This window comes from Acinetobacter sp. UC24323 (assembly GCF_024151445.1).
GTDB classification, from domain to species: domain Bacteria; phylum Pseudomonadota; class Gammaproteobacteria; order Pseudomonadales; family Moraxellaceae; genus Acinetobacter; species Acinetobacter baumannii.
In genome coordinates this window covers 417,829-429,412 of record NZ_JAHIBY010000001.1, presented here as the reverse complement: position 1 = coordinate 429,412, position 11,584 = coordinate 417,829, and the positions used below count along the sequence as shown (strand labels likewise).

Annotated in this window: 12 protein-coding genes and 1 pseudogene; 7 read left to right on the top strand and 6 right to left on the bottom strand. The window is 40.2% G+C overall.

The features are described 5' to 3' along the window. The first annotated feature begins 34 nt into the window (after positions 1-34). Positions 35-319, top strand: a complete 285-nt coding sequence (locus KNQ97_RS02070) for a GNAT family N-acetyltransferase (protein ID WP_001025680.1) — start codon at positions 35-37, stop codon at positions 317-319. Positions 320-428: 109 nt separating this feature from the next. Here KNQ97_RS02070 and KNQ97_RS02065 read toward each other — a convergent pair. Beyond that, positions 429-539: pseudogene (locus KNQ97_RS02065) on the bottom strand (hypothetical protein); the annotation flags it as partial. A 64-nt stretch (positions 540-603) separates the two neighbouring features. Between KNQ97_RS02065 and KNQ97_RS02060 the strand changes: the two are divergent. The 5 genes from KNQ97_RS02060 to KNQ97_RS02040 all read left to right on the top strand — a co-directional run bounded on the left by KNQ97_RS02060 (position 604) and on the right by KNQ97_RS02040 (position 4,492). Beyond that, the gene (locus KNQ97_RS02060) at positions 604-1,263 is read left to right on the top strand and encodes an amino acid ABC transporter permease (RefSeq protein WP_001104474.1); all 660 of its coding nucleotides are present in this window, start codon (positions 604-606) and stop codon (positions 1,261-1,263) included. Then, complete coding sequence (locus KNQ97_RS02055) at positions 1,253-1,918, top strand: amino acid ABC transporter permease (protein ID WP_000418064.1); 666 nt, start codon at positions 1,253-1,255, stop codon at positions 1,916-1,918. Before KNQ97_RS02060 ends, KNQ97_RS02055 begins: the two co-directional genes overlap by 11 nt. 2 nt (positions 1,919-1,920) lie before the next feature. After that, on the top strand, positions 1,921-2,652 hold the full coding sequence (locus tag KNQ97_RS02050) for an amino acid ABC transporter ATP-binding protein (RefSeq protein WP_001130362.1): 732 nt from the start codon (positions 1,921-1,923) through the stop codon (positions 2,650-2,652). A 30-nt stretch (positions 2,653-2,682) separates the two neighbouring features. After that, a complete protein-coding gene (locus KNQ97_RS02045) occupies positions 2,683-3,543 on the top strand; it encodes a transporter substrate-binding domain-containing protein (protein ID WP_103236641.1) in 861 nt (286 codons plus the stop codon). An 82-nt stretch (positions 3,544-3,625) separates the two neighbouring features. Beyond that, positions 3,626-4,492, top strand: a complete 867-nt coding sequence (locus KNQ97_RS02040) for a cysteine ABC transporter substrate-binding protein (protein ID WP_000209980.1) — start codon at positions 3,626-3,628, stop codon at positions 4,490-4,492. Positions 4,493-4,540: 48 nt separating this feature from the next. On the opposite strand, the gene KNQ97_RS02035 is transcribed toward KNQ97_RS02040, so the two are convergent. Further along, a complete protein-coding gene (locus tag KNQ97_RS02035) occupies positions 4,541-5,470 on the bottom strand; it encodes a LysR family transcriptional regulator (RefSeq protein ID WP_021510696.1) in 930 nt (309 codons plus the stop codon). 91 nt (positions 5,471-5,561) lie between these two features. Between KNQ97_RS02035 and KNQ97_RS02030 the strand changes: the two genes are divergently transcribed. Then, complete coding sequence (locus KNQ97_RS02030) at positions 5,562-6,200, top strand: LysE family translocator (RefSeq protein WP_253611730.1); 639 nt, start codon at positions 5,562-5,564, stop codon at positions 6,198-6,200. A gap of 627 nt (positions 6,201-6,827) precedes the next feature. Here the strand turns inward: KNQ97_RS02030 and KNQ97_RS02025 are convergent. The 4 genes from KNQ97_RS02025 to KNQ97_RS02010 form a co-directional block, all read right to left on the bottom strand. Continuing rightward, positions 6,828-8,792, bottom strand: a complete 1,965-nt coding sequence (locus tag KNQ97_RS02025) for a family 2A encapsulin nanocompartment cargo protein cysteine desulfurase (RefSeq protein WP_253611729.1) — start codon at positions 8,790-8,792, stop codon at positions 6,828-6,830. Further along, a complete protein-coding gene (locus KNQ97_RS02020; RefSeq protein ID WP_001107594.1) occupies positions 8,767-9,699 on the bottom strand; it encodes a family 2A encapsulin nanocompartment shell protein in 933 nt (310 codons plus the stop codon). The genes KNQ97_RS02025 and KNQ97_RS02020 overlap by 26 nt, the downstream gene beginning before the upstream one ends. 240 nt (positions 9,700-9,939) lie before the next feature. Beyond that, the gene (epsC, locus tag KNQ97_RS02015) at positions 9,940-10,881 is read right to left on the bottom strand and encodes a serine O-acetyltransferase EpsC (protein WP_080631121.1); all 942 of its coding nucleotides are present in this window, start codon (positions 10,879-10,881) and stop codon (positions 9,940-9,942) included. 18 nt (positions 10,882-10,899) lie between these two features. After that, entirely contained in the window at positions 10,900-11,409 is a 510-nt protein-coding gene (locus KNQ97_RS02010; RefSeq protein WP_253611728.1) for a rhodanese-like domain-containing protein, read from the bottom strand. Between the last annotated feature and the right edge of the window lie 175 nt (positions 11,410-11,584).

The window sequence follows — 11,584 nt, the reverse complement described above, 5'->3', positions numbered from 1 at the left end:
AAATAAATACGATTTGTAATATGAGGAATTCATTGTGAATATTCAACAAAAAGATGATACAAAACACGGCAGCTTTAGCTTACTTGATGGTGAAACCGTTGCAGGTGAAATGACTTATACATGGGCAGGCGAAAGCATGCTAATTATTGATGCCACAGATGTAAACGAAAATTATCGTGGACAAGGTGTAGGTCGCCAATTACTTGATGCTTTGGTAGCTTTTGTTCGTGAAAAAGACGTAAAAGTAATTCCGCTTTGCCCATATGCTAAATCGGTTTTTGATAAAGACCCAAGTATTGGTGATGTACTTAGAAAATAAGCAATAAATTGAAAATCATTTAATAAAAATCGGGCATTGGTGTCCGATTTTTTATTGATTTTATTATTCATCTTTGTTTTAGTGAATATGTTTTAAGCAGTTGTATCCAACTGATTTGAAGGTTTTCGATTGCCAGATCGAATTTATCAAACTTATAGAAAAGCTTATCTAATAAAAATAGTTTTAGACCAATTGGGAAAAAAATAAACTTGTTACACAAATATTTAATGGCTGACGAAAGCTAAATATTTATAACGTTTTAATATTATTTGTTGGAATTTTCCTTGAACTGGCAGTATATCCATAGTGTGTTGCCGCAATTTTTCTCTGCAACTTTGACCACGCTGAAAATTTCAATTATCAGCATTATTTTGGCAATTATTGTAGGGTTGATTTGCAGCATTTTAATCACATATCGCGTGCGGGTGCTAAATAGAATTGCCCAGTTCTATATTGAGTTATCTCGAAATACCCCTTTATTAATTCAACTGTTCTTTTTGTATTACGGTTTGCCAAAGCTGGGTATCAAAATTGATGGTTTTACCTGTGGTGTGATCGGACTGACCTTTTTAGGCGGAAGCTATATGGCCGAAGCTTTCCGAGCAGGTTTGCAGTCTGTTGCTAAAGGGCAGATTGACTCTGCAAAAAGTATTGGTCTGCAACCGACTCAAATTTTTAGATATGTCATTTTCCCTCAAGCACTGGCTATTTCAATTCCAGCAATAGGGGCAAATTGTCTATTTCTAATTAAAGAAAGTTCTGTGGTTAGTGCCATTGCTGTCGTTGAACTGCTTTTTGTCACCAAAGACTTAATTGGCATGGACTATAAAACCACAGAAGCTTTGTTTTTACTCATCATGGCCTATCTCATTATTTTATTGCCCGTGTCCATTTTAACCAGCTATCTGGAGCACAGAAGTCGGAAGGTGAGCCATGGAACTTGATTATCTATTTCAAGCGAGTCACCTCGAACGTTTAATGTGGGGACTTTGGGCAACTGCAAAAATTGCATTTATTTCAGTGTTTTTCTCTGCAATTTTTGGCACAGTTTTCGGCGTCATTATGACTTCTAAAAACATAGTCGTTAAAGCGCTGTGCCGTCTGTACTTAGAAGCCATTCGAATCATTCCAATTTTAGTTTTGCTGTTCGTGTTTTATTTCGGCTTTGCGACATGGTTTAACTGGCAGTTTTCTGCAATGTGGGTGTGCATTGTTGTGTTTGTTTTATGGGGTACGGCTGAAATGGGCGATTTGGTTCGTGCTGCCATTACTTCAATTGACCAGCATCAACGCGATTCGGCCTATGCTCTTGGACTAACTCATGTCCAAGCTTTGATCTACGTCATTTTTCCGCAAAGTCTAAAACGAGTAACACCAGGCGCGATTAATTTATTTACCCGAATGGTGAAAACCAGCTCTTTGGCAGTCCTGATTGGTGTGGTTGAAGTCATTAAAGTTGGCCAGCAAATTATTGAAAATTCGCTGCTTACCGTGCCGAGCGCTTCTCTTTGGATTTATGGCTTTATTTTTATTTTGTATTTTCTGATTTGCTATCCCTTATCTCGTTTGGCGGCACATTTGGAAAAGGTCTGGGAGTAATTATGCCTTTGTTATCGATACAACAATTACAGAAATCATTTGCACAAAGTCATATTTTACAGGGCATTGATCTAGATGTAGAACAAGGAGAGGTGGTTGTTATTTTAGGCCCATCGGGCTGCGGTAAAAGTACTTTATTGCGCTGTATTAACGGCTTAGAACCGATTCAGGGTGGCGAGATTCGTTTAACAGGGTCAGGTGTTTTGGGTAAAGACGTGGACTGGACGAATGCTCGTCAAAAAATTGGCATGGTTTTTCAGAACTATGAGTTATTTGGGCATATGAACGTCATTGACAATATTTTGCTCGGGCCACTTAAAGTACAAAAACGTCACCGCGATGAAGCAGAACAAGTAGCAGATGAGTTGCTAAAGCGAGTCGGGCTATATGAGCGAAAACTTGATTATCCGCGACAACTTTCTGGCGGACAAAAACAGCGTATAGCCATTGTCCGTTCACTGGTCATGCAACCTCAGGTGATTTTACTTGATGAAATTACTGCTGCGCTTGATCCGGAAATGGTTAGGGAAGTGCTTGATGTGGTACTCAAGTTAGCGAATGAAGGAATGACTATGTTGATTGTGACACATGAGATGTCCTTTGCCCGTAAGGTTGCTGACCGCATTATTTTTATGGATAAGGGCAAGATTATTGAACAGGCTTCACCAGAAGAATTTTTTGAACAGCCAAAAACAGAACGAGCGAAAGCTTTCTTAAATATTTTGTCGTACTAAATTTTTATTATTTGAATCATGAGGAAGTGAATGTTTAAACGTAATTCAATAAAAATATTAAGCAGTCTTGCCGTTGCTGGGGTTTTATTAACTGCATGTAGTAAAACACCATCAACTGAACAGGCAAGTAATGCTCAAGAAGACCATTCTTTAGAACAAGTCAAAAAAAATGGGGTTTTACGCGTTGCCGTTTTTGCTGATGATCCGCCGTTTGGTTATGTAGATAGTGCGGGGAATAATCAGGGCTTTGATGTGGCTCTAGCAAAACGGGTGACTAAAGATTTGCTTGGTGATGAAAAGAAAGTTGAGTTTATTGTGACTGAAGCTTCAAATCGGGTGGAGTTTTTAAAATCAAATCGTGCCGATGTGGTGTTCGCGACATTTACAGTAACCCCTGAACGTAAGGAAGTTGTCGATTTTGCCGAGCCTTATTTAAAAGGGGCTTTTGGGATTGTCTCGCCTAAAGCCAAGCCGATTACTGACATTGCCCAATTAGAAGGTAAAACCTTAATCGTAAATAAAGGCACAAGTTCGGATACTTACTTTACCAAGCATTATCCGAAAGTGAATTTACTCAAGTTTGAAAGAAACTCGGATGCTTTTAAAGCCTTAACCGACGGTCGTGGTGACGCAATTTCACAAGATAGTACGTATGCTTTGGCATGGGCCGCGAAGAACCCAAATTATGTTGCAGGTATTCAGTCTATTGGTGATCAAGAGTTTATTGCACCAGCAGTTAAAAAGGGCAATACCCAATTATTGAATTGGCTCAATACTGAAATCAAGCAGCTCAGAACAAGCGGTGAAATTAAGAAAATTTATGATGAAACCTTGAAACCAATTTACGGTGACTCGGTCAATCCGAATGTGTTTTTAGACGTAGGCCAATAATTTTCGATATCGCTAGAGCAGTGCCTAAAAGTAGGCGCTGTGATTCTAAATAAGACTTTTACAAGAACGATAGGGTGAAATAATGACAACATTAACATTTCAAAACGTGAAGCATATTTTGGCTGCATCTTTACTGAGTTTGGGTTTGGTTGCATGTGATAAAGGAACTCAGTCTACTGAAAAATCGGCCGATACCACACAAACTACGTCAAGTATTGAACAGATCAAAAAGAATGGTGTGGTACGAATTGGCGTATTTAGTGATAAACCGCCGTTTGGATATTTAGATGCACAAGGTAAAAACCAAGGCTTTGATGTAGAGATTGCCAAGCATGTCGCTAAAGATCTGCTCGGTGATGAAAACAAAGTTGAGTTTGTTTTAACTGAAGCTGCGAACCGTGTCGAATATTTAAAAGCCAATAAAGTAGATATTATTTTTGCAAACTTTACCGTTACCCCAGAACGTAAAGAGGTGGTCGATTTTGCTAAGCCTTACCTAAAAGTGGCACTAGGTGTGGTCTCTCCTAAAAGCCATCCGATTACCGATGTAGCTCAACTGAAAGATAAAACTTTGTTGGTAAACAAAGGTACAACGGCTGATTCATTCTTCACCAAGACTCATCCTGAAATTAAACTACAAAAGTATGAGCAAAACACTGAAACTTTTGATGCTTTAAAAGATGGTCGTGGTGCTGCGCTTGCACATGATAACTTGCTGGTTTTAGCTTGGGCTAAAGAAAATCCAAATTACACCGTTGGCATTACCAATTTAGGTGAGCAGGACTTAATTGCACCAGCAGTGAAAAAAGGCGATAAAGAGTTACTGGACTGGTTGAACCAAGACTTAGAGAAACTGGCAAAAGAAGGTGTGATTCATCAGGCTTATGAAAAAACGTTAAAACCAGTTTATGGCGATACGATTAATCCAAAAGATCTATTGGTTGAGTAATTCTAACAAAGAGGACTCTAGATAGGATTTGCTCGAGCTAGGAGTCGACTAGATTTTTAAAGTCGGCTCTGCTGCTAATTTATCTGCCAAATATTGAATCAATACACTCAATTTAGGTGGGACATGCCGTGTCGGTGGGTAAAGTAACCACAGCCCACCACTGTAATAGGTTTTAAAATCCCAGTCTGGTAAAACCTGAACTAAGGTGCCTTGTTGTAGAGCATGGCGTGCAACGAAGTACGGCAAGCTCGCAATACCTAAATGCTGTAATGCAGCACTCAAACGCACACCCGTATGATTTGCAGCATAACGACCACGCACGGCAACACTTATCGATTTATTTCCTTGTTGAAATTTCCACTTTGAGTCACTGGCTTGTTCACCCAAGTAAATGCATTCATGCTGCTTTAAATCATGAGGATGGTTCGGTGTGCCATGCTTGGACAAATACTCAGGTGTGGCACAAACCAAGTGATCAATATCAATCAGCTTTCGACCCATAAGGCCACCCGGTGGTTGCTCTGTAATTCGAAGCGCTAAATCGACGCCATCATCAATGAGATCTACATAGCGATCTTCTAAAAGCATTTGAATATCAATTTTTGGATAACGTCCTAAAAATTCGGGTAAATGCGGATGAATCATAAAATGTCCCACAGCTTTCGGAACACTCATACGAATAATACCTTCGGGTTCGACATGAAATTGGCCCGAACTTTCCATGACTGCTTGTGCAGCATTCACCATATCTAAGCAACGTTGATAGACCTGTTGTCCGCTTTCACTTAAGCGAAGTTTCCGCGTAGTTCGATAGAGTAAGCGGGTGCCTAAAGCACGTTCTAATCGAGCAATCGCGCGGCTCACAGCAGAAGGTGTTGTACCAAGCTGGCGTGCAGTTTCAGAAAAGCTTTCCGACTCGACAACCTTAACGAAAGTCGCCATTTCATTTAACAGAACCAGACTTTGATTTGTGCTCATGAGGCAAAAGTTATTTGGATTTTGACTGGATTATCGCGTCTAAAAAATCGCAATACAATCTTTTAAGTGATTTTCAGGAAACTAAATTGTTATGTGGCAGTTGTATGGGCATGAGTTTTTAACGCTAGCTCTTATTCACTTTATGGCGGTGATTTTACCGGGACCAGATTTTGTGATTACGGTAAGACAAAGTGTACGTTATGGTTATTTGATTGGATGTCTGACTGCAATTGGTATTGGTGTCGGAATTTCAGTCCATGTGTTTTATACACTTGTTGGTATTGGCTTTTTGATTCAGCAAAGCGAATGGCTCATGTCACTGATCAGAACAGCGGGGGCAGCTTACTTAGTGTATTTAGGATGGCAGTGTTTACGTAGCCAGCCGAATACCACTATTGATATTAATGGCCAAGCAGGCAGTGATACGTCGAGTTTATTTAAAGCTTTTACAATGGGTTTTCTCACTAATGCATTGAACCCAAAAGCCACTATCTTTTTTCTGGCAATTTTTACGACGATTGTAAGTACGACCACACCAATGAAAGTTCAGGTTTTTTATGGGGCCTGGATGTGTATGGTCAATGCCATCTGGTTTATGGTGGTGAGTGTACTGTTTGCACAGCCTATCGTACGTAAAAGATTTTTGGAGTTTGGGATTTATTTTGAAAGGGTGATGGGAGTGTTGTTGATTGGGATTGCGTTGAGATTGATTTGGAGTTTGTTTAATTAAGTTGGATATCTATTGATATTTCCTCAGGTTAAAGTCATCTGCAAGTTTTTAGACTAGCACAACGGAGCCCATACTTGCATTTGCTAGTGCTAAATTTCATCCACAGCCTGCCCATAATTTATAAAGATAATGTATTTGCAATATTTTTTGAAAAATGAAAACAGAGAACAGGTTCTGTGGATGAGAAAGTTTTTGGTTACTTTTTTAAAAAAGTAATGGAATTAGCTACTTTCTTTGGAGACAAAAACGGTAAGACTCCGCCGTGATAACCACTAATAATTTTTAGCTCAACCTAAAGTCATCTGCGAACTATTGCATAGCACGACAGAGTATTATCGCTTAAAGTTTTAATTTCTTCAGTCGCCTTCGGCTGGACTTACTTTGGTTTCGCTCAAAGTAAGCAAAAGCATTGTCATCTGCAAAACCTGTCGACTTATTTCATTTAACTAGTGTTTCACAGAAACAGAATCTTTTTGATGCTACGCAGGTTGCAGACGACTTTTGCTCGAGTAAATGTGGTGCTAAGACTATTTGAGTTTTAATAGTTTCCTCATTGAAAAATTGAATTTTAATGATGGCAAATTAATTATAAAAAAGACCGCTCGAAAGCAGTCTTTTTTAATAAATTTAACTCGTACGTCGATTACGCGTTAGTTGATGTAACACCGACACCAATAAATCAATTTCTTCAGTTGTATTATAAAAAGCCAAAGACGGACGCACGGTCTGTTCTACACCAAAACGACGTAAAATTGGCTGTGCACAGTGGTGGCCAGAACGTACGGCAATGCCATGTTGATTTAAAGCTTTACCGACTTGTTCAGTTGAATAGCCTTGTAAGGTAAAGGACATCACACTGGCTTTGTGATGTGCCGTTCCGATCAGACGTAAACCAGACACACTGCTCAGCGCATTTTGACCATACTCGAGTAGATCATGTTCATAGCGAGCAATGTTATGAATGCCTAGACTTTCAACATATTCAAGTGCAGCACCTAAACCAACGGCATCGGCAATGTTTCCAGTTCCAGCTTCAAACTTGTTGGGTGCAGGTTGGTAAACTACCTGTTCGAAGGTCACATCCTGAATCATGTTACCGCCGCCCTCCCAAACAGGCATGCTTTCTAGCAACTCTGGTTTTGCATAGACCGCACCAATACCCGTCGGCCCAAACACTTTATGTCCAGAAAACACAAAAAAGTCTGCATCGAGAGCTTGAACATCGGTAGGGATGTGCGAAACAGATTGCGCACCGTCAACTAAAACGCGTACACCTTTGGCATGGGCAATTTTAATGACTTCAGCAACAGGTGTGACTGTTCCTAAAGCATTCGAAACTTGAGTAATCGACAGCAGTTTAGTGCGTTCATTAATCAGTTTTGGTAACTCTTCTAAAATAATCTGGCCCGTGTCATCCACAGGAATGACTCTTAATTTCGCTCCAGTTTTTTTAGTGAGTTGATACCAAGGCACAATATTGGCATGGTGTTCTAAGTGCGAAACAATAATTTCATCACCTTCACCAATATTTTGCTCACCCCATGTTTTTGCAATCAGGTTAATCCCTTCGGTTGTTCCTCGAACAAAGATAATTTCTTTAGAAGAGGGTGCACCAATAAATCGGGCAACTACATTTCTTGCATGCTCATAGGCGTCGGTTGCACGAGCCGCTAACTCATGGGCAGCACGGTGAATATTTGAGTTTTCATGCTGATAAAAATAAGCAATCCGGTCAATCACACGCTGCGGTTTTTGTGTGGTCGCTGCATTATCAAACCAGACCAAAGGTCGACCGTTGACGCGTTCTTGCAAAATTGGAAAATCGCGACGGATGGCATGCACATCGAGTGGTTGCGCACTGCTTGCCACAAAGGTTGGTTGTGATGGTTGATAATGGCTATAACTTTGTCCAGTTTGAGGCAAGTCTAAAAAGTAAAATGAAGAAGAACTTGCAGATGTTTGTGTAGGTGTATCAGCTGCAAAGCGGTCTTCAATCAATAAAGATTTGAGCTGATCACCATGTGGTAATTGAAATGACTGTGCAACCGAATAATTATCTTCAACACCTTTAACAGATGGTTCTGTTGCATTGGGGGCAGAAAAATCATTTAAAAAATAATAAGGTGATTCATCTGCACCAGTGGGTAAGTTTGGTTCAATGCGTGGCACATTTAGTTCACTATGAGCAGCTTGTGGCAAATGTGGTTCAAATGGTGGGCGTGGCAAATTAGCTCCACCCACCACAGGCGCAGACGCTACAATTCGGCGTTCAGGGTAGTCTGGCAAATTTGGAATATGCTCAGGATATTCCGGATTGAGACTTTTCTGAAAGGCGATATTGGGCGCACGACCACTGAGTGCAGAAAATGGTTCACCCGGTTGTGGTGGGTGCGGTGGTGCTCCGACAGGTAAATCCAAGTTAAGGCCCGATGGAGAAGTCGAACTGCTTGAGCTTGGCACTGCTGAAAAAAACTCATTAGCAAGTCGAGCAATGGTGGACTCATCGGGGAAGTTGGCTGGTGGGTTAACACCAGTCACTTCAGGCCCCGTTGGACTACCTTGCAGATTACTTGTAGTTAACTGGGTAGTCATGATATTTGTCCACCTCCACATCATCTAACACTGCCAAAGCATCGTCTGTTAATACTGCAAGTGAGCAATATAATGAGATTAGATATGAGGCAATCGCGTTACGGTTGATTCCCATAAAACGTACTGAAAGCCCCGGTGACTGTTCACCCGCAAGACCCGGTTGGAACAAACCAACAATCCCTTGACGCTTTTCACCAACACGAAGCAGTAAGATTTTAGTTTTGCCATCTTCTACAGGAATTTTATTTGATGGAATAAGTGGAATTCCGCGCCATGTAATGAACTGCGAACCAAACAGACTAACCGTTGGAGGCGGTACACCACGGCGTGTACATTCACGGCCAAATGCTGCAATCGCATCAGGGTGTGCTAGGAAAAATCCCGGTTCTTTCCAGACTTTACGTAGCAAATCATCAAGATCATCAGGAGTGGGTGGGCCATTTAAAGTCGAAATACGTTGGTCATCTGTCACACTTGCTAGTAAACCGTATTCAGGGTTATTGATAAGCTCGCTTTCTTGACGTTCTTTAATGGTTTCAATGGTTAAGCGAAGTTGTTCTTTAATTTGGTCATGTGGGCTGCTGTAAAGGTCGGCAACACGTGTATGCACATCTAAAACAGTAGATACACCATTTAAAAAGTATTCGCGTGGCTCTGGGTCATAATCAACAAAAGTTTGAGGTAAAGTTGCTTCATCACGTTGTGTGCAAGCCACCTGAATATCATCGGTATTATTGACACGGTTTAGGCGATAAATACCTGCTTCAACAGGAATCCACTGAAGTAAGTGAGTCAGCCAGCGGGGAGTAATTGTAGAAAGCTGGGGAGCTGTCTTGGTTGCATTGGCCAGTTGACGGGCCGCATGGTCCCCAAGTGCAAGTTGGGCTTTGTCTGTATTTTTCGCCATGAATCATTTTTCCTTATTACATTGGCTTTTTGAAAATAAAAATTCTAGGATGCATATAAACTAGAATTAGTTCTGGTTTTAAAATTAAAATCGCGTTATAAGTTTTTTAAATACTGAGCTTATTAATGAGTTATCTATTTCCTAAGTAAAAATATATTTAAACTAGAAATAAGCATTTTATTAATCTGCACGTTCTTTGTTTATTTATCTCCTTATCTATTTATTTCACATCTATAGTTTTTAACCGGCAATATGATTTTTTTGATAAGACTCATTCGGTGACTGTAAAATCTGACTACCTGCTGCCACACTATGGGTTAGCCAAACATTTCCCCCAATAATTGACCCTCGACCAATGGTAATACGGCCTAAAATGGTTGCACCTGCATAGATCACGACGTCATCTTCAACAATTGGATGGCGTGTATAGTCTTTTTTCAAAGCGCCATCATCATTGGTTTCAAAGCGTTTTGCTCCAAGAGTCACTGCTTGATAAATACGAACACGTTCCCCAATGACACTAGTTTCACCAATCACTACACCCGTACCATGATCGATGAAGAATCCTTTGCCAATTTGCGCACCCGGATGAATATCAATACCCGTTGCAGAGTGAGCCAACTCGGAAATAATGCGAGACAATAAAGGCACTTGGGCATAGAGTTGATGCGCAATTCGGTGATAAATAATCGCAAATATGCCCGGATAGCAGAGTAATACTTCATCTACACTATGTGCTGCTGGATCACCTTCATAAGCAGCACGCACATCGCCGTCTAAAAGACGTCGTATAGAGGGCAAGGTGTTGGCAAAATCCTGCACAATTGTTTGAGCAAATTCTTGTGGGTGCTGCACTGGGCTTGAATGACCTAAATGACGTTTTGCTTCATAATTCAAAGCCAGTTGCACTTGAGCATGTAAGGCTGTCAGCACCCGATTTAAAGTATAGGCAATATAAGAATCTTCAGTTTCTTGACGTAAGTCAGCAGGGCCTAAACGCATTGGAAATAAAATTCCACACAAGTCATCTAAAATGACTTTTAAAGCTTCTTTAGATGGAAGTTCACGGCCTCCAAATTCTTTTGTTCTGTGCTGTTGCTGACGCCAGTCATGCCTTGCTTGTTGTAAACCTTGTACAACCGCATTAATGTTCCATTGAGTCACAAGCTTTCCTTGATTCACTGAAAATTGATTGAAGTATTAGTCTTGTTGCCAAGGAAGTTGATGGATGCGCCAGCCATTTTTCTGATTACGCTTTTGCTGATCATTTAGATCGCCTTCGAAGCCTTCAAGAACGTTATAAATGTGCTCAAAACCTGCATTAAATGCGGCTTCAGCAGCTTGTGCTGAACGGTTGCCACTACGGCATAACAAAAGAATGGTTTTATCTTTACCAACTTTTGATTCGAGTTCTTTTAAAAAGCGTGGATTACGGTTAAACGATGTGCCTGTTGCCCAAGCGACATGAACACTTTCAGGGACATAACCCACAAATTTACGTTCTTCATTGGTACGCACATCAACTAAAACAGCTTCGCCTTGTTGTACGAGCTGCCATGCATCAGTAGGTGATAAACTGCCACTAAAATTAAGTTCATGGTCCTGTGCGTATTGCTGTGCTTTAGCAAGAATTTCTTCGGCTGAAAAGGATGTATTTGAACCATTTGAGATAAAACTTTGTGGAGTTTCAGTATTTAATTTAGCGTTCATTGAATATATCCTTATCTTTGATTCAGATTGTTAAGGTTCAATTTACGCGTTTTTAAATATAAGCAAAAATAAGGAATATCTATTTATATATATTATTTTGATAAATAAGAGCGGTGAATATTTTATATAAAAAAGTATTAGTTAATCTTATAAAGTTATTAAAATAAAATAGATT

Coding starts and splice junctions, on each gene's coding strand:
- KNQ97_RS02040 (WP_000209980.1), top strand. CDS start 3,626: ATGACAACATTAACATTTCAAAACGTGAAGCATATTTTGGCTGCATCT.
- KNQ97_RS02020 (WP_001107594.1), bottom strand. CDS start 9,699: ATGGCGAAAAATACAGACAAAGCCCAACTTGCACTTGGGGACCATGCG.
- KNQ97_RS02010 (WP_253611728.1), bottom strand. CDS start 11,409: ATGAACGCTAAATTAAATACTGAAACTCCACAAAGTTTTATCTCAAAT.
- KNQ97_RS02030 (WP_253611730.1), top strand. CDS start 5,562: ATGTGGCAGTTGTATGGGCATGAGTTTTTAACGCTAGCTCTTATTCAC.
- KNQ97_RS02045 (WP_103236641.1), top strand. CDS start 2,683: ATGTTTAAACGTAATTCAATAAAAATATTAAGCAGTCTTGCCGTTGCT.
- KNQ97_RS02050 (WP_001130362.1), top strand. CDS start 1,921: ATGCCTTTGTTATCGATACAACAATTACAGAAATCATTTGCACAAAGT.
- KNQ97_RS02025 (WP_253611729.1), bottom strand. CDS start 8,792: ATGACTACCCAGTTAACTACAAGTAATCTGCAAGGTAGTCCAACGGGG.
- KNQ97_RS02055 (WP_000418064.1), top strand. CDS start 1,253: ATGGAACTTGATTATCTATTTCAAGCGAGTCACCTCGAACGTTTAATG.
- KNQ97_RS02035 (WP_021510696.1), bottom strand. CDS start 5,470: ATGAGCACAAATCAAAGTCTGGTTCTGTTAAATGAAATGGCGACTTTC.